The 18059-nt window shown below is 65.5% G+C and carries 9 protein-coding genes and 7 tRNA genes; 15 read left to right on the top strand and 1 reads right to left on the bottom strand.

Annotated features, from left to right (window positions below):
• Positions 1–114: 114 nt before the first annotated feature.
• The 15 genes from rpoB (at position 115) to U5N23_RS17905 (ending at position 16767) form a co-directional block, all read left to right on the top strand.
• On the top strand, positions 115–4227 hold the full coding sequence (gene rpoB, locus U5N23_RS17975; protein ID WP_322594128.1) for a DNA-directed RNA polymerase subunit beta: 4113 nt from the start codon (positions 115–117) through the stop codon (positions 4225–4227).
• Positions 4228–4248: 21 nt separating this feature from the next.
• Positions 4249–8493 (top strand): DNA-directed RNA polymerase subunit beta', encoded by a 4245-nt coding sequence (gene rpoC / locus U5N23_RS17970; protein WP_322594127.1) that lies wholly within the window; start codon positions 4249–4251, stop codon positions 8491–8493.
• Between the two features lie 252 nt (positions 8494–8745).
• Complete coding sequence (locus U5N23_RS17965; RefSeq protein ID WP_322594126.1) at positions 8746–9300, top strand: LemA family protein; 555 nt, start codon at positions 8746–8748, stop codon at positions 9298–9300.
• A gap of 91 nt (positions 9301–9391) precedes the next feature.
• Positions 9392–10810 carry a 16S rRNA (cytosine(967)-C(5))-methyltransferase RsmB gene (gene rsmB, locus U5N23_RS17960; RefSeq protein ID WP_416208630.1) on the top strand — a complete coding sequence of 473 codons (1419 nt, stop codon included), beginning with the start codon at positions 9392–9394 and terminating at the stop codon, positions 10808–10810.
• A 40-nt stretch (positions 10811–10850) separates the two neighbouring features.
• Positions 10851–11426: a DUF4390 domain-containing protein gene (locus U5N23_RS17955; protein ID WP_322594125.1), complete on the top strand. Its 576-nt coding sequence runs from the start codon at positions 10851–10853 to the stop codon at positions 11424–11426.
• On the top strand, positions 11423–13714 hold the full coding sequence (locus tag U5N23_RS17950; protein WP_322594124.1) for a sensor histidine kinase: 2292 nt from the start codon (positions 11423–11425) through the stop codon (positions 13712–13714). The genes U5N23_RS17955 and U5N23_RS17950 overlap by 4 nt, the downstream gene beginning before the upstream one ends.
• A gap of 40 nt (positions 13715–13754) precedes the next feature.
• On the top strand, positions 13755–14435 hold the full coding sequence (locus tag U5N23_RS17945; RefSeq protein WP_322594123.1) for a response regulator: 681 nt from the start codon (positions 13755–13757) through the stop codon (positions 14433–14435).
• A 60-nt stretch (positions 14436–14495) separates the two neighbouring features.
• Positions 14496–14571: transfer RNA gene (locus tag U5N23_RS17940), tRNA-Phe, on the top strand.
• Between the two features lie 137 nt (positions 14572–14708).
• A complete protein-coding gene (locus U5N23_RS17935; protein WP_322594122.1) occupies positions 14709–15536 on the top strand; it encodes a hypothetical protein in 828 nt (275 codons plus the stop codon).
• A 688-nt stretch (positions 15537–16224) separates the two neighbouring features.
• A tRNA-Leu gene (locus tag U5N23_RS17930) sits at positions 16225–16301 on the top strand.
• Positions 16302–16312: 11 nt separating this feature from the next.
• Positions 16313–16390: transfer RNA gene (locus tag U5N23_RS17925), tRNA-Pro, on the top strand.
• Positions 16391–16399: 9 nt separating this feature from the next.
• Positions 16400–16475, top strand: a tRNA-Glu gene (locus U5N23_RS17920).
• Positions 16476–16486: 11 nt separating this feature from the next.
• Positions 16487–16563 (top strand) — tRNA-Arg (locus U5N23_RS17915).
• Between the two features lie 31 nt (positions 16564–16594).
• Positions 16595–16668 (top strand) — tRNA-Cys (locus U5N23_RS17910).
• Positions 16669–16693: 25 nt separating this feature from the next.
• Positions 16694–16767, top strand: a tRNA-His gene (locus U5N23_RS17905).
• Between the two features lie 24 nt (positions 16768–16791).
• On the opposite strand, the gene U5N23_RS17900 is transcribed toward U5N23_RS17905, so the two are convergent.
• Positions 16792–18030, bottom strand: a complete 1239-nt coding sequence (locus tag U5N23_RS17900) for an MFS transporter (RefSeq protein ID WP_322594516.1) — start codon at positions 18028–18030, stop codon at positions 16792–16794.
• Positions 18031–18059: the final 29 nt, after the last annotated feature.

Raw genomic sequence — 18059 nt, 5'->3', positions numbered from 1 at the left:
ATGCATCGCCGTCCGCCATGGTTGGTAGTGGCCAACCGCCAAGCCCGCAAGGAGGAGAGCCTTTGCGGGTCAGTCGTCGAAGACCCAGGACTCATGTCTTTGCCCGGAGATCTCATGGCCTATTCCTATACCGAACGCAAGCGAATCCGCAAAAGTTTCGGCAGCCGCGACAGCGTGCTGGAAGTTCCTTATCTGCTGCAGATGCAGAAGGACGCATACACCGCTTTCCTGCAGGCAGACAAAGCACCACAGAAACGAACCATTGAAGGTCTGCAGGCCGCATTTGACGCTGCCTTCCCCATCGTCTCGCACAACGGTTTTGTGGAGATGAAGTTCATCGAGTACAACCTGGCCAAGCCGGCTTTCGACGTGCGCGAGTGCCAGACCCGTGGTCTGACCTTCGCCTCGGCGGTGCGCGCCAAGGTGCAGCTGATCATCTATGACCGCGAGTCCTCGACGTCGCAGTCCAAGGTGGTCAAGGAAGTCAAGGAACAAGAGGTCTACATGGGCGAAGTGCCCCTGATGACCGAAAAGGGCTCCTTCATCATCAACGGCACGGAACGCGTGATCGTTTCGCAGCTGCACCGCTCGCCTGGCGTGTTCTTCGAGCACGACAAGGGCAAGACGCACAGCTCGGGCAAGCTGCTGTTCTCCGCGCGCATCATCCCCTACCGCGGCTCCTGGCTGGACTTCGAATTCGACCCGAAGGACATCCTGTACTTCCGTGTGGACCGTCGCCGCAAGATGCCGGTCACGATCCTGCTCAAGGCCATCGGCCTGAACCCCGAGTCGATCCTCGCGAACTTCTTCGTGAACGACAACTTCCGCATCATGGACAGCGGTGCGCAGATGGAATTCGTGCCCGAGCGCCTGCGCGGCGAAGTGGCGCGTTTCGACATCACCGACAAGTCGGGCAAGGTCGTGGTCGCCAAGGACAAGCGCGTCACCGCGCGCCACACCCGTGAACTGGAGCAGTCCGGCACCACGCACATCAGCGTGCCCGAAGACTTCCTGATCGGCCGCGTGGTGGCCCGCAACATCGTCGACACGGACACCGGCGAAATCATCGCCAAGGCCAACGACGAGCTGACCGAAGCGCTGCTCAAGAAGCTGCGCGTGGCCGGCATCCAGGACGTGCAGTGCATCTACACCAATGAACTCGACCAGGGCGCGTACATGTCGCAGACCCTGCGCATCGACGAAACGGTGGACGAGTTCGCTGCACGCGTGGCCATCTACCGCATGATGCGCCCCGGCGAGCCGCCAACCGAAGATGCCGTGCAGGCCCTGTTCCAGCGCCTGTTCTACAACCCCGACACGTACGACCTGTCGCGCGTGGGCCGCATGAAGTTCAACGCCAAGATCGGCCGCGACGAATCCACCGGCCCCATGGTGCTGTCCAACGAAGACATCCTGGCCGTGGTAAAGATCCTGGTGGACCTGCGCAACGGCAACGGCGAAGTCGATGACATCGATCACCTGGGCAACCGCCGCGTGCGCTGCGTGGGCGAACTGGCCGAAAACCAGTACCGCACCGGCCTGGCACGTATCGAGAAGGCGGTGAAGGAGCGTCTGGGCCAGGCCGAGCAAGAGCCGCTGATGCCGCACGACCTGATCAACAGCAAGCCGATCTCGGCCGCCCTGAAGGAATTCTTCGGTGCCTCGCAGCTGTCGCAGTTCATGGACCAGACCAACCCCCTGGCCGAAATCACGCACAAGCGCCGTGTTTCCGCACTGGGCCCGGGCGGTCTGACCCGCGAACGCGCAGGCTTCGAAGTGCGTGACGTGCACGTGACCCATTACGGCCGCGTCTGCCCTATCGAAACGCCTGAAGGCCCGAACATCGGTCTGATCAACTCGCTGGCCCTGTACGCCCGCCTCAACGAGTACGGTTTCATCGAAACCCCGTACCGCCGTGTGGTGGACGCCAAGGTCACGAACGAGATCGACTACCTGTCGGCCATCGAAGAAGGCAAGTACGTGATCGCGCAGGCCAACGCCCTGCTCGACAAGGACGGCCGTCTGACGGGCGACCTGGTGTCGGCCCGTGAAAAGGGTGAATCCATCCTCTGTGGCGCAGACCGCGTGCAGTACATGGACGTGTCGCCCGCACAGATCGTGTCGGTGGCCGCCTCGCTGGTTCCGTTCCTGGAGCACGACGATGCGAACCGCGCGCTGATGGGCGCCAACATGTCGCGCCAGGCCGTGCCTGTGCTGCGCCCCGAGAAGCCCCTGGTGGGCACGGGCATCGAGCGCGTGGCCGCAGTCGACTCCGGCACCGTGGTCACGGCCAGCCGTGGCGGTGTGGTGGACTACGTGGATGCCACCCGCATCGTGGTGCGCGTGAACGACGCCGAAGCCGTTGCCGGCGAAGTGGGCGTGGACATCTACAACCTCATCAAGTACCAGCGTTCCAACCAGAACACCAACATCCACCAGCGTCCCATCGTCAAGAAGGGCGACATGCTGGTCAAGGGTGACGTGATCGCCGACGGCGCATCGACGGACTTCGGCGAAATCGCCATCGGCCAGAACATGCTGATCGCCTTCATGCCCTGGAACGGCTACAACTTCGAAGATTCGATCCTGATCTCCGAACGCGTGGTGGCCGAAGACCGCTACACCTCGATCCACATCGAGGAACTGGTGGTCATGGCCCGTGACACGAAGCTGGGTGCGGAAGAAATCACGCGCGACATCCCGAACCTGTCGGAACAGCAGCTGAACCGCCTGGACGAGTCCGGCATCATCTACGTGGGCGCCGAAGTGCAACCCGGCGATACGCTGGTCGGCAAGGTCACGCCCAAGGGCGAGACCACCCTCACGCCTGAAGAGAAGCTCCTGCGCGCCATCTTCGGCGAGAAGGCTTCCGACGTGAAGGACACCTCGCTGCGCGTGGACCAGGGCTCGCAAGGCACGGTGATCGACGTGCAGGTGTTCACCCGCGAAGGCATCCAGCGCGACAAGCGCGCCCAGCAGATCATCGACGATGAACTCAAGCGCTTCCGCCTGGACCTGAACGACCAGCTGCGCATCGTCGAGGCCGACGCCTTCGACCGTATCGAAAAGCTGCTCAACGGCCGTGTGGCCAACGGCGGCCCGCAGAAGCTGGCCAAGGGCACGAAGATCGACAAGGCCTACCTGGCCTCGGTGGAAAAATTCCACTGGTTCGACATCCGCCCTGCCGAAGACGAAGTCGCCACCCAGCTCGAATCCATCAAGAACGCTCTGGAGCAGACGCGCCACAGCTTCGACCTGGCTTTCGAGGAAAAGCGCAAGAAGCTCACGCAGGGCGACGAGCTGCCAGCGGGCGTGCTCAAGATGGTCAAGGTCTACCTGGCCGTCAAGCGCCGCCTGCAGCCCGGTGACAAGATGGCCGGCCGCCACGGCAACAAGGGTGTGGTCTCCAAGATCGTTCCGGTCGAAGACATGCCCTACATGGCCGACGGCACCCCTGCCGACATCGTGCTGAACCCTCTGGGCGTGCCCTCGCGGATGAACATCGGGCAGGTGCTCGAAGTCCATCTGGGCTGGGCCGGCAAGGGCATCGGCCAACGCATCGGCGACATGCTGCAGCAGGAAACCAAGGCGGCGGAAATGCGCACCTTCCTCGAAGAGGTGTACAACTCGCGTGGCCGCAAGGAAGACCTGTCGCAGCTGACGGACGAAGACGTGCTGGCCATGGCCCAGCATCTGACCGCTGGCGTGCCTTACGCGACCCCCGTGTTCGATGGTGCTTCGGAAGAAGAAATCATGGACATGCTCAAGCTGGCCTACCCCGACGACATCGCTGCGCGCAAGGGCCTGACGCCCACGCGCACGCAGGCCTACCTGCACGATGGCCGCACCGGTGACCGCTTCGAGCGCCCCACCACCATCGGCTACATGCACTACCTGAAGCTGCACCACTTGGTGGACGACAAGATGCACGCGCGCTCCACGGGCCCGTACTCCCTGGTCACGCAGCAGCCGCTGGGCGGCAAGGCCCAGTTCGGTGGCCAGCGCTTCGGGGAAATGGAAGTGTGGGCGCTGGAAGCCTACGGTGCAGCCTACGTCCTGCAGGAAATGCTCACCGTCAAGTCCGACGACGTGGTGGGCCGTACCAAGGTGTACGAGTCCATCGTCAAGGGCGAACACGCGATCGAAGCCGGCATGCCGGAATCGTTCAATGTGCTGGTCAAGGAAATCCGCTCGCTGGGCCTTGATATCGAGCTGGAACGCTCCTAAGCGGAAAAGGAAAGAGTCACTATGAAATCGCTACTCGACCTGTTCAAGCAATTCACGCCGGATGAGCACTTCGATGCCATTCGCATCGGCATGGCTTCGCCCGAGAAGATCCGTTCGTGGTCCTTCGGTGAAGTGAAGAAGCCCGAGACCATCAACTACCGCACGTTCAAGCCCGAACGCGACGGCCTGTTCTGCGCCAAGATCTTCGGTCCCATCAAGGACTACGAATGCCTGTGCGGCAAGTACAAGCGCCTCAAGCACCGCGGCGTGATCTGCGAGAAGTGCGGCGTTGAAGTCACGCAGACCAAGGTGCGCCGCGAGCGCATGGGCCACATCGACCTGGCCGCGCCCTGCGCGCACATCTGGTTCCTGAAGTCGCTGCCATCGCGCCTGGGCCTGGTGCTGGACATGACGCTGCGCGACATCGAACGCGTGCTGTACTTCGAAGCCTACGTGGTGACCGACCCCGGCATGACCCCGCTGAAGAAGTTCAGCATCATGTCCGAGGACGACTACGACGCCAAGCGCAAGGAATACGGCGACGAATTCATCGCCAAGATGGGCGCCGAAGGCATCAAGGACCTGCTGGAATCCATCGACATCGACCTGTCGATCGAACGCCTGCGCGGCGACCTGACCGGCTCCGAAGTCAAGGTCAAGAAGAACGCCAAGCGCCTGAAGGTGCTTGAAGCGTTCAAGAAGTCGGGCATCAAGCCCGAGTGGATGGTGCTCGAAGTGCTGCCCGTGCTGCCACCGGACCTGCGTCCGCTGGTGCCGCTGGACGGCGGCCGCTTCGCCACGTCCGACCTGAACGACCTGTACCGCCGCGTCATCAACCGCAACAGCCGCCTGCGCCGCCTGCTGGAGCTCAAGGCCCCTGAAATCATCGCCCGCAACGAAAAGCGGATGCTGCAGGAAGCCGTGGACTCGCTGCTGGACAACGGCCGCCGTGGCAAGGCCATGACGGGCGCGAACAAGCGTGCCCTGAAGTCGCTGGCCGACATGATCAAGGGCAAGTCCGGCCGTTTCCGCCAGAACTTGCTGGGCAAGCGCGTGGACTACTCCGGTCGTTCCGTGATCACCGTGGGCCCGACGCTCAAGCTGCACCAGTGCGGCCTGCCCAAGCTGATGGCCCTGGAGCTGTTCAAGCCCTTCATCTTCTCGCGCCTGGAAGCCATGGGCATCGCGACGACGATCAAGGCCGCCAAGAAGGAAGTCGAATCCGGCACGCCGGTGGTGTGGGACATCCTGGAAGAGGTCATCAAGGAACACCCGGTGATGCTCAACCGTGCACCTACGCTGCACCGCCTGGGCATCCAGGCGTTCGAGCCCATCCTGATCGAAGGCAAGGCCATCCAGCTGCACCCCCTCGTCTGCGCGGCCTTCAACGCCGACTTCGACGGTGACCAGATGGCCGTCCACGTCCCGCTGTCGGTGGAAGCGCAGATGGAAGCCCGCACGCTGATGCTGGCCTCCAACAACGTGCTGTTCCCCGCATCGGGCGAGCCCTCCATCGTTCCTTCGCAGGACGTGGTGCTGGGTCTGTACTACGCCACCCGCGACCGCATCAACGGCAAGGGCGAAGGCCTGATCTTCGCCGACACCGGTGAAGTGCAGCGCGCGTTCGACGCGGGCGAGGTCGAGCTGGCCACGCGCATCAACGTGCGCCTGACCGAGTGGACCAAGAACAAGGACACCGGCGAGTTCGTGCCCGAAGTCAAGATGGTGGAAACGACCACCGGCCGCGCCCTGCTGTCCGAAATCCTGCCCAAGGGCCTGCCGTTCTCGAACATCAACAAGGCCCTGAAGAAGAAGGAAATCTCCAAGCTCATCAACGTCTCCTTCCGCAAGTGCGGTCTCAAGGAAACGGTGGTGTTCGCCGACAAGCTGCTGCAAAACGGTTTCCGCCTGGCCACGCGCGCCGGCATCTCCATCTGCATCGACGACATGCTGGTGCCGCCCCAGAAGGCCGGCATCATCGAGCGCTCCGAGAAGGAAGTGAAGGAGATCGAACAGCAGTACGTCTCGGGTCTGGTGACCTCCGGCGAACGCTACAACAAGGTGGTGGACATCTGGGGCAAGGCCGGCGACGAAGTGTCCAAGGTGATGATGGCCCAGCTGTCCAAGCAAAAGGTCATGGACCGCCACGGCAAGGAAGTGGACCAGGAGTCCTTCAACTCCATCTACATGATGGCCGACTCCGGCGCCCGCGGCTCTGCCGCCCAGATCCGCCAGGTGGCCGGCATGCGGGGCCTGATGGCCAAGCCCGACGGCTCGATCATCGAGACGCCCATCACCGCGAACTTCCGCGAAGGCCTGAACGTGCTGGAGTACTTCATCTCCACCCACGGTGCCCGTAAGGGTCTGGCCGATACGGCACTGAAGACGGCCAACTCCGGCTACCTGACGCGCCGCCTGGTGGACGTGACGCAGGATCTGGTCGTGACCGAAGAGGATTGCGGCACCGCCAATGGCTCGCTGATGCGCGCCATCGTCGAAGGCGGTGAAGTGATCGAATCGCTGCGCGACCGTATCCTGGGCCGCACCGCTGCCGAAGACGTGCTGCACCCCGAAACCCGCAAGGTGCTGGTGCCTGCCGGCGTGATGCTGGAAGAAGACCTCATCGAGGAAATCGAAGCGGCTGGCGTGGACGAAGTCAAGGTGCGCACGGCGCTGACCTGCGAAACCCGCTACGGCCTGTGCGCCAAGTGCTACGGCCGAGATCTGGGCCGCGGCGGCCTGATCAACCTCGGCGAAGCCGTGGGTGTGATCGCTGCCCAGTCCATCGGCGAACCCGGCACGCAGCTGACCATGCGGACCTTCCACATCGGTGGTGCCGCATCGCGCGCTGCCATCGCATCGAGCGTGGAAGCCAAGTCCAACGGCGTGATCGGCTTCAATGCCACGATGCGTTACGTGAGCAACACCAAGGGCGAACTGGTGGTGATTGCGCGTTCGGGTGAAATCATCATCCACGACGAGCATGGCCGCGAACGCGAACGCCACAAGGTGCCGTACGGCGCCCTGCTGACGGTCAAGGCCGACCAGTCCATCAAGGCTGGCACCATCCTGGCCAACTGGGATCCGCTGACCCGCCCGATCATTACCGAGTTCGCCGGCCAGGTGAAGTTCGAGAACGTCGAGGAAGGCCTCACGGTCGCCAAGCAGCTCGACGAAGTGACCGGTCTGTCCACCCTGGTGGTGATCGACCCCAAGCGCCGTGGCGCTGCCAAGGTCGTGCGTCCACAGGTCAAGCTGATCGATGCGCAGAACAACGAAGTGAAGATCCCTGGTACCGACCACTCGGTGACCATCGGCTTCCAGATCGGTTCGCTCATCCAGGTGCGTGACGGCCAGGACGTGGGCCCCGGCGAAGTGCTGGCGCGTATTCCGGTCGAAGGCCAGAAGACCCGCGACATCACCGGCGGTCTGCCTCGCGTGGCCGAGCTGTTCGAAGCCCGCACCCCGAAGGACAAGGGCACGCTGGCCGAGATGACCGGTACCGTGTCGTTCGGCAAGGAAACCAAGGGCAAGGTCCGCCTGCAGATCACCGACCCCGAAGGCCATGTGTTCGAAGAACTCGTGCCCAAGGAAAAGAACATCCTGGTGCACGAAGGCCAGGTGGTGAACAAGGGCGAGTCCATCGTCGACGGCCCGGCCGACCCGCAGGACATCCTGCGCCTGCTGGGCATCGAAGAGCTGTCGCGCTACATCGTCGATGAAGTGCAGGACGTGTACCGCTTGCAGGGCGTGAAGATCAACGACAAGCACATCGAGGTGATCGTTCGCCAGATGCTGCGCCGCGTCGTGGTCGAGAACGTCGGCGAGTCGAACTACATCGGTGGCGAGCAGGTCGAGCGTTCCGAGATCCTCAACACCAACGATGCACTGCAGTCCGAAGGCAAGATCCCCGCGACCTATAGCAACCTGCTGCTGGGTATCACGAAGGCATCGCTGTCGACCGACTCGTTCATCTCGGCGGCTTCCTTCCAGGAAACCACCCGCGTGCTCACCGAGGCTGCCATCATGGGCAAGCGCGACGAGCTGCGTGGCCTGAAGGAAAACGTGATCGTGGGTCGCCTGATTCCTGCCGGCACCGGCATGGCCTACCACCAGGCGCGCAAGGCCAAGGATGCCATGGACGACGCCGAGCGCCGTGCCATCGCCGAAGCCGAAGCCGCTGAGATGGCAGCCTCGTCGACGGACGACGCCACGGAAGTCGAAGGCAGCACCACCACCACTGCCACGGACGCTTCCGCAGACTAAAGCCAGGTGGCGCCGGACAAGGAGACCCCAGCGATGCAAGGTGCGGCGCATGGGGCCCTGGTTCGGCGCAAGCCCAGGCTCTGAAGCGCTCCCGCCCTGTCCCTGGACAGGCCGGGAGCGTTTTTACTGGAGCGGCAGAGCGCTCCGGATTTTTCCCGTTTCCTCTTTCTCGGCCACGGGCTGCCCCTGCAGCGCACGTCCTTGGCAATGTGTATGTGGTCATCGCCCCTTTTCTGGATTTTTGTTGCCGTCATGCTGTTCTGGGCCCTGGGGGCCTACAACCGCCTGACACGGCTGCGCTCTTGCGTGGTCCAGTCCTTTGGCGCGGTGGACGCCCACCTCGTGCGCCTGATGGCCCTGCTCAGTGAGTTCGATGCCGTCCAGGGCCACCGCCACATCGCGGACCCCGCCGTGCCCGGCGGCCGCGCGGACCCTGTGCCGCAGCCCCTGGGCCCGGTGCTGGACCCGGCCAAGGTCGCGGCCCTGCGCGGTGCCACCACACAGATGGGGGCGTCGCTGGCTGTGGCACGCTCACAGCCCTTGCAGCGCGACGCGCTGGCCGCACTCACCGCGGCGCGCAGCGTTCTCGATGCCACCTGGCGCACCGTGGTGACCGAGGCCGATGGCCCCGGTGTCCGGGAGATGCTGGCGCCCTGGTCCATCCGCTGGGAAGAGCACCATGCGCAGATCGATCTGGCCGTGCAGGTGATCAACCATGCGGCCGAGCAGCACGATGCCGCCATCCACCAGTTTCCGGCCCGCGTGCTCGCCTGGGTCTTTGGCTTCAAGCCGGCCAAAGGGTTGTGAGAACGCCGCCACGTTCCACGCCCCGTCCACAACCCTTTTCTTTTGACCGCTCCATCCAGCGCCTGTGCGCCGGCACCCCCGAGGCCCCACCATGAATCCAGCCCCCCCCCACCCCGCCGCGCCTGAAGGGCCGCGCTCCGGCCCTGATCGCAAGGCCATGCCGGGGGCCGGTGCAGCGCAGGTGGCGCTGTGGCAGCAGCTCATCGCCGTGGCCGGCGTGCTCCAGGCGATCCGCGCCGGCACCTCGGGCACGGCCGCGCTCGATGCCGTCGGCACCGCGTTGCGTCCGGGCGTGCAGGCCCTGCTGTTCCAGGTGCTGCGCAACCTCGGGCGTGCCGAGGCCCTGCGCCGCCAACTGGCCAAGCGCCCGCCGCCGCCCGACGCGGATGCCCTGCTGTGCAGCGCATTGGCGCTGTGCTGGCGTGCCGACGAAGCACCCTATGAGCCCTTCACCCTGGTCAACCAGGCGGTGGAAGCCGCCAAGCGGCACCCTGCCACGCGCGCCCAGTCTTCATTCATCAATGCCTGCCTGCGGCGTTTTCTGCGCGAAAGCGATGCGCTGGTGGTAGCCACCGATGCCGATCCCGTGGCCCGGTGGAACCACCCGCTGTGGTGGATCAAGCGCCTGCAGAAGGACCACCCCCAGCAGTGGGAGCAGATTCTGCACGCCAACAACACCCACGCCCCGATGGCGCTGCGCGTGAACCGCCTGCAGGGCAGCCAGGCGCAGTACCAGCAGGAACTGGCCGACCTGGGGGCCGGTGCCGACGCGGCAGGCGCCGATGGCCTAGTGCTGCACCGGCCGCTGCCGGTGCAGGCGCTGCCTGGCTTTGCCCAGGGCCGGGTATCGGTGCAGGACATGGCGGCCCAGCAGGCAGCCCCGCTGCTGCTGCAGGGCATGGACCGCACGCGCGAGTTGCGCGTGCTGGACGCCTGTGCCGCGCCGGGTGGCAAGACGGCCCACCTGCTGGAGATGGCCGGGGAGGGCGCTGCGCTGCAGGTGACCGCGCTGGAAATCGACGCCACGCGCGCCGAGCGCATCCACCAGACCCTTTCGCGCCTGGGCCTGGCCGCCCAGGTGCTGGTAGCCGACGCCGCCCGGCCCGAGGCCTGGTGGCAGGCGGCCAATGGCGGGGCGCGGTTCGATGCCATCCTGCTCGACGCTCCGTGCACGGCGTCCGGCATCGTGCGGCGCCACCCCGACGTGCGCTGGCTGCGCCGCGAGACGGACATCGCCCAGCTCGCAGCCCTGCAAAAACAGCTGCTGGCCAGCCTGTGGCCGCTGGTCGCGCCGGGCGGGCGGCTGCTGTACTGCACCTGCTCCGTCTTCCGTGCGGAGGGCGATGCGCAGGTGCAAACGTTTCTTGCACACAACACCGATGCACATTTGCTCCCCTCGCCCGGGCATTTAATCCCTCGCGCACCGGACAAGCAGGGGGCTGTCCCGGACAATCGATTCGGTGATCACGACGGATTTTTTTACGCACTGTTGCAAAAATCGACCGACTGAGCGCTTTGCGGCGCGTTGGGCGTGGATTGGCGCGCTTTTGATGGTGATCACCCTGCTGGGATGGCCTGTATCCGCCCAGGCCGAGGCCAACCGCGGCGAAGTCGCCGAACTGCGGCTGCAGCGCCTGGACGACGGCATCTACCTGAGCACCAGCCTGGAATTCGACCTGCCCGAGCTCGTCCAGGATGCCCTGCGCAAGGGCATACCCATGTATTTCGTGATGGAGGCGCAGGTCATGCGTGACCGCTGGTACTGGTCTGACCGCCTGGTGGCCGAGGCCACGCGCTACCTGCGGTTGAGCTACCAGCCCCTGACCCGGCGCTGGCGCCTGAGCACCTCGGCATCGCCCATCACCAACACCGGCCTGGGTGTGGCGCTGGGCCAGAATTTCGACGACCTGGAAGACGCACTGTCGGCAATGCAGCGGATTTCGCGCTGGAAGATTGCAGAAGCTGCTGCGATCGATGCCGATGCAGGCCATACGATACAGTTCCGCTTCAGGCTCGACATGTCGCAGCTGCCCCGTCCGTTCCAGATCGGCGCCATGGGCCGCCCCGGCTGGAACCTGCTCGTCTCGCGTTCGGGACGCCTTGCCTTGCCGGAAGGCGCCAAGTGACATCCGGCCCTGCGTCGCCAGCGTCGGCCTCGGCCCATCTGGCAGCGCGCCAGTCCCGCGCCGTGCGCTGGGCGGTAGGGGTGGGGGCGGCCATCATGTCCGCCATCGGGCTGGTGCTCCTGTTCTTGCTGACGCTAGCGACCAACAACCGCGCCTTGTACGAGCGCAATTACGCCTGGCTCTTCGGCGTCAACGTGCTGGTGGCCCTTTTGCTGCTGGCGGTGCTGGGCTGGGTGGCCGTGCGCCTGTGGCTGCGGCTGCGCCGGGGCCGCTTCGGCAGCCGCCTGCTGGTCAAGCTGGCGGCCATCTTTGCGCTGGTTGGCCTGGTTCCGGGCCTTTTGATCTATGTGGTGTCTTACCAGTTCGTCACCCGGTCCATCGAAAGCTGGTTCGACGTGAAGGTCGAAGGGGCGCTGTCCGCCGGGGTGAACCTGGCGCGTGTGTCGCTCGATGCCCTGGCCACCGACATGGCCTCCAAGACGCGCACGGCCAGTGCCCAGGTGGCGCAGGTCCCCGACACCTCCGCCGGAGTGGTGCTCGAACGCATCCGCGACCAGTTGGGGGCCACCGACGTCATCCTGTGGAACAGTGCCGGTCAGGCCGTGGCCAGTGCCGGCCAATCCCGCTTCAGCCTGAACCCCGAGCGCCCCGGCGTGCCGCTGCTGCGCACCGTGCGCCAACAGCGGGCGCTGACGCAGATCGAGGGGCTGGACGACATTGCCGACCCTGCCGCCGTGCAGAACGCGCGCGTGAAGATCATCGCCCTCGTCAGCAGCCCCACGGTGGGCCTGCTGGCCGAGCCGCGCTACCTGCAGGCCACGCTGATGCTGCCACCGGCGCTGGTGGAGAACGCCATCGCCGTGCAGGAGGCCAACCGCGAGTACCAGGAGCGTGCCCTGGCGCGTGGCGGCCTGCGGCGCATGTACGTGGGCACGCTCACGCTGAGCCTGTTCCTGGCGGTCTTCGGTGCCGTGCTGTTGGCCGTGCTGCTGGGCAACCAGCTGGTGCGGCCGTTGCTGGTGCTGGCCGAGGGGGTGCGCGAAGTGGCCGCCGGCAACCTGAGCCCCAAGGCCGCCCTGCAGGGCAAGGACGAACTGGGCGGGCTGACCCGCTCGTTCGCGCTCATGACCCAGCAGCTGGCCGATGCCCGGGGCGCGGTGGAGCAGAGCATGAGCGAGGTGGATGCGGCGCGCGCCAACCTGCAGACCATCCTCGACAACCTCACTGCCGGGGTGATGGTGCTCGATGGCGCGGGCACCATCCGCTCGTCCAACCCCGGGGCCACGCGCATCCTGCGTGCGCCCATGGCCGCCTTCGAGGGGCAGGCGCTGGCCGAGGTGCCCGGCCTGGCCGATTTTGCCGCCGCCGTGCAAAAGCAGTTTGCCGCCTTTCTGGGCGAACGCGACCACCACGGTCTGGACCACTGGCAACACCCGTTCGAGCTTCACGCCTCGCTTGCAGGCGTCGGTCAACACGCGACCAGCATCATTGCGCGGGGCGCGGAACTCCCGGATTCGACCCGACTGTTGGTTTTTGACGACATTTCTGAAATCGTTTCGGCACAACGTGCGCAGGCCTGGGGCGAGGTCGCACGGCGCCTGGCGCACGAGATCAAGAACCCCCTGACGCCCATTCAGCTGTCGGCCGAACGGCTGGAGATGAAGCTCACCGGCAAGGTCGCAGCCACCGAGCAGGCCGTGCTCACCAAGTCGGTCAAGACCATCGTGGAACAGGTCGATGCCATGAAGCGCCTGGTCAACGAATTCCGGGACTACGCACGCCTTCCGGCCGCCGAGCTGCACGCGCTCGACATCAACGCGCTCGTGACCGACGTGCTCCATCTGTATGGCGAGGAAAACGCCACAGTCCCCGTGAAAGCTGAGCTGGACGCGCGTTGCCCGGCGATTGCAGGCGATGCGCAGCAGTTGCGCCAGGTGGTGCACAACCTGCTGCAGAACGCGCAGGATGCGACCGAACAGGCGCGTGCGGCGGGTGGCGAAAACCTGCCGGCCGTGCGCATCACGACGCGCTGGAGCGAGTCGTCCGGGCGCGTGCGGCTCACGGTTTCGGACAGCGGAAGCGGCTTTCCTGCGCACATCCTGCAGCGCGCTTTCGAGCCCTATGTCACCACCAAGCCGCGTGGCACCGGCCTGGGTCTGGCGGTGGTCAAAAAGATCGCCGATGAGCACGGAGCCCGCATCGACCTGTCCAACCGGGTCGAAGATGGCGTGGTGCGGGGCGCCCAAGTGTCGTTATCATTCGCCACTGAACCAGCGGTGGCGGCATAACAACACGCCCCGCAGTACCTCCCAAGGCGTTTTCACACACATGGCAAACATTCTGGTGGTCGACGATGAGCTCGGCATTCGCGACCTGCTGTCCGAAATCCTGAACGACGAAGGCCACAGCGTGGACCTCGCAGAGAACGCGACGCAAGCCCGTGCGGCGCGTGCCGGCAGCAGCTATGACCTGGTGCTGCTGGACATCTGGATGCCCGACACCGACGGCGTGTCGCTGCTCAAGGAGTGGGCCACCGGTGGCGTGTTGACCATGCCCGTCATCATGATGAGCGGCCATGCCACCATCGACACGGCGGTGGAGGCCACCCGCATCGGCGCCTTCTCCTTTCTGGAAAAGCCCATCACCCTGCAAAAGCTGCTCAAGGCCGTGGAGCAGGGCCTGGCGCGCAACGCCGCCCACCATGCGGCCCCCGTGGCGGCCGTGCAGGCCCCGGTCGCAGCGCCCGCCGACGCGCCTTTCACCCAGGTGCCCGTGATCACGGCCCTGTCCGGCGTGGAGGCTGGCCCGCATTCGCACCAGGGCTTCGACCTGGACCGCCCGCTGCGCGAAGCGCGCGATGGCTTCGAGAAGGCCTACTTCGAGTTCCACCTCGCCCGCGAAGGCGGCTCGATGACCCGCGTCGCCGAAAAGACTGGCCTGGAGCGCACCCATCTGTACCGCAAGCTGCGCCAGCTGGGTGTGGACCTGGGCCGCGGCAAGCGCGCCTGAAGAAAAATTTCTGCAGCAAATCTTTTTGGCCCGAATTTTCTGGCTATAATTTGAGGCTCAGGCCCGGTAGCTCAGTCGGTAGAGCAGAGGATTGAAAATCCTTGTGTCGGTGGTTCGATTCCGCCCCAGGCCACCAAATCGCGAACGCCCCAGTACTTTCAACGGTGCTGGGGCGTTTTGCATTGGGCGGCTCCTGCATTGCGGGCACATCGCTGGGCGGCCATGATTCATTGGACGGGGTGGTGGCCCGTTCCTAAGATGGCTGCCATGCACATGCCATCATCCCCAGACGCCTCCCTCCTTTCGCAACCACCGGCTGGCGCACTGGCGCAGGCCCTGGGCCTGCCGTTGTTCGAATCACCCTGGTACATGCCTGCGTACCCCGAGTACGCCGTGGGGCAATGGCAGATGCGGCGCGGCGGCGTGGGGCTGGACCGCGGCTACCACAGCGGTCCTTGCGTCGCGGCGGATTCGGCCGTGCTGCTGCGCAAGGGGGCCGGGGACCGCTGGGAAACCTGGATGTCGCTCTCGCCCTTCGAAATCGAAAGCCAGGAGCTGGCGTGCCGCCATGCGCAGGGGCACACGGTCGTGCTGGGCCTGGGCATGGGCTGGACCACGGCCAACATCGCGCTGCAGCCCGCGGTGCACAAGGTCACGGTGGTGGAGCGCGACGCCGAGGTACTGGAACTGTTCGAGCAGTGCCGCGTGCTGGACGGCCTGCCCGCATCGGCTGCGCAGAAGGTGGAACTGGTGCAGGCCGATGCCCTGGAATGGCGGCCTGCACCCGGTACGCCGCCCGTCGACTTTCTGTATGCCGACATCTGGCTGGGCATCGCAGAACCGCGCACGCTGCCCGACGTGCAATGCATGCAGTCCCAGGTTCAGGCGCGCGAGGTGTACTTCTGGGGGCAGGAACTGGTGCTGGGGACCCAGGCGCGTAAGCTGGTGCAGGAGGCGGACGGGGGCCTGTCCTGGCCGCAGGCCCTGGAGGCGGCGGCCCGTGCGACAGGCCTGCCGCTGCTTCAGCAGCCCGCCGGCAGCCATGCGGACTTTGTGGCCCGGGTGCTGCAGCTGCGCGAAGGCACGGTGCCGTCGCGCTGAAATCGGCGGTTGCTCAGCAAATTTTCTTCACCAGGGTGTTGACTGCGGAGTAAAGACTATTTACAGTTGCTTCCATCGCGGCTTCGACCGCACTCCATTTCGACCGACTGCCCTCCCTTCCTCCAGGATTCGCCATGAACGCCACCGCCACCCTCACCAGCCGCCGACCCGCACCGGGCCGCGTGCTCGTGCGCGCCGCTGTGGTCGCACCGTGTGCCGTCCTGCGCCTGCTGCCGTGTCTGGCAGCTGATTTGTGCGCACATGACCACGATGAGGATCGTTGGCCACCGGGTGGAGGGAGCGCGTAGGCGCATTCCCTTCCAAGCTCTCTTCGCAGAGGCCCGGGCACCGCAAGGTTCCGGGCCTTTTTGTTTTGCTTTGTTTTTTGGTTTTCAGTGCCTGCGGTGATCGTGCTGCAGGCCATCGATTGCTCTTTCACAACTTGCTGCGGGGCCTGGCTGGACATGACACCGGCGCAGTGACCCCGCCTGTGGTTCAGACAACAACCATTTCGGGTGTGCCTTCGCCCCACCGCCAGAAGACAGCCGCGTGGACGGCCTGGCGGGATGTGCAGGGGATAGCGATCCCCCTGTGCAGCGATGTCGACGGGGCGCGCGCAGGCCGCGCGTGGCCCATCGCGCGAGGGCACAACCGAAATGGAGAGCGCTTTTTTTCATCTTTGATCCACGCCCCGGTGACGGAACTGGCATACGTGTCCGCCTTAGAAGCGGAATTCTGGGAGTTCGACTCTCCCCTGGGGCACCAATTATTTTTTGCTGGGTGTACTGTCAATCTGGTAGACGGCCTGCCTTGGACGCAGGAGGCTGCAGGTTCAAATCCTGCCACCCAGACCAGCGTTTTTCGTCTCGTTCGTCTAGCGGTGAGGACACCGGACTTTCACTCCGGAGATCGCGGGTTCGAATCCCGCACGGGACGCCATATCCATCATTCCCGCGTTAGCTCAATGGATCAGAGCACTTGCCTACGGGGCAAGGGGTTGCACGTTCGAGTCGTGCACGCGGGGCCAGATTCCGGTGCCTGTTCCGCAGGCACCCCAGGGTGCGGTAGCAAAGCGACCATGCAGCGGATTGCAAATCCGCAGACACCGGTTTGAATCCGGTCCGCACCTCCATCATCATTTTGTGTACCTTTTCGTGGTGCGCGTAGCTCAATGGCAGAGCTGCGGGTTGTGATCCCGCCGACGACGGTTCGATTCCGTTCGTGCACCCCATTCATTCCCCTTGCCTCTCTTGCCTCAGGCAGTCTGGGGCGAAGTACCCATGCGCACAGCCAGGGCCGCCAGGCTGGCCGCCACGGCCAGCAGCGTCACGCCCATCCATCCCCAGTGCGCCAGCAGCAGGCTGCCCAGGGCGGCACCGGCGGCCATGCCGATGAACATGCCGGTCATCAGCACGGCATTGAGCCGGCTGCGGGCGCCCGGGTCGATGCTGTAGACCAGGGTCTGGTGCGCAATCAGTGCGGCCTGCACGCCCAGGTCGAAACCGATGGCAGCGGCCACCAGCAGGCACAGTTGGGCGGCAGGGGTCATCCACGGTGCCAGGGCCATCGCCGCGAAGGACAGGGCGGCCAGGCCGGCACCCAGGCGCGTGACGAGCTCCGGCCCCCGGCGGTCGGCCAGCTGGCCCGCCAGCGGCGCCGCCAGCGCACCGGCCGCGCCGGCCAGGCCGAAGGCGCCGGCAGCAGTGCTGCCCAGGTGGAACGGCGCGCCGTGCAACATCACCGCCAGCGTGGACCAGAAGGCGCTGAACCCCACCGACAGCAGCCCCTGGGCCAAGGCGGCACGCCGCAGGCTGCCATGGCGCCGCCACAGCGTGGCCAGCGATGCGAGCAACTGGCCGTAGGGCAACTGCGTGGTCGGGCTGAAGCGTGGCAGGCCGCGCCATGCGGCCACGCCGATGGCCGCCATGGCCGCAGCCGCCGCGAAGAACATGGTGCGCCAGCTGAAATGCTCGGCCACGAAGCCACTGACCACGCGCGACAGCAGGATGCCCAGCAGCAGGCCGGTCATCACCGTGCCCACGACCTTGCCGCGGTGCGCGGCGGGGGCCAGCGTGGCGGCGGCGGGCACGATGTCCTGTGCCAGGGTGGCGGTGATGCCGATGGCCAGGCTGGCAGCCAGCAGCACGCCGATGCCGGGCGCCACGGCGGCCAGCAGCAGCGCGCCCACCAGCGCGGCGGCCTTGGCCAGGATGATGCTGCGCCGGTCGAACCGGTCCCCGAGCGGCGCCAGCAGCAGAATGCCCAGTGCATAGCCCAGTTGCGTGAGCGTGGGCACCCAGCCCAGGGCCTGGCCGGAGGCGCCGAAGTCCGCCCCCAGCACGCCCAGCATGGGCTGGCTGTAGTACAGCGAGGCCACACCCAGGCCGGCACCGGCGGCGAGCAGCAGCACCAGGGGCGCAGGAAGTGCAGGAGCATCCGGCCCTGCCCGCTGGCTGCCGGATGCGATGGCAATCACCGCATCCGATTCTTGCATGAAAGACATGGTATTAACCCTTGGAAGAC

Source organism: Acidovorax sp., from assembly GCF_034519795.1.
Taxonomy (GTDB): domain Bacteria; phylum Pseudomonadota; class Gammaproteobacteria; order Burkholderiales; family Burkholderiaceae_C; genus Acidovorax.
The sequence above is the reverse complement of the archived record's forward strand: the minus strand, read 5'-3'. Positions and strand labels throughout refer to the sequence as shown.

Excerpts from the sequence above, each read along its gene's own strand:
- U5N23_RS17935 (WP_322594122.1), top strand. The coding sequence starts at position 14,709 with ATGCCATCATCCCCAGACGCCTCCCTCCTTTCGCAACCACCGGCTGGC.
- rsmB (WP_416208630.1), top strand. The coding sequence starts at position 9,392 with ATGAATCCAGCCCCCCCCCACCCCGCCGCGCCTGAAGGGCCGCGCTCC.
- U5N23_RS17965 (WP_322594126.1), top strand. The coding sequence starts at position 8,746 with ATGCTGTTCTGGGCCCTGGGGGCCTACAACCGCCTGACACGGCTGCGC.
- U5N23_RS17955 (WP_322594125.1), top strand. The coding sequence starts at position 10,851 with ATGGTGATCACCCTGCTGGGATGGCCTGTATCCGCCCAGGCCGAGGCC.
- rpoB (WP_322594128.1), top strand. The coding sequence starts at position 115 with ATGGCCTATTCCTATACCGAACGCAAGCGAATCCGCAAAAGTTTCGGC.
- U5N23_RS17945 (WP_322594123.1), top strand. The coding sequence starts at position 13,755 with ATGGCAAACATTCTGGTGGTCGACGATGAGCTCGGCATTCGCGACCTG.
- rpoC (WP_322594127.1), top strand. The coding sequence starts at position 4,249 with ATGAAATCGCTACTCGACCTGTTCAAGCAATTCACGCCGGATGAGCAC.
- U5N23_RS17900 (WP_322594516.1), bottom strand. The coding sequence starts at position 18,030 with ATGCAAGAATCGGATGCGGTGATTGCCATCGCATCCGGCAGCCAGCGG.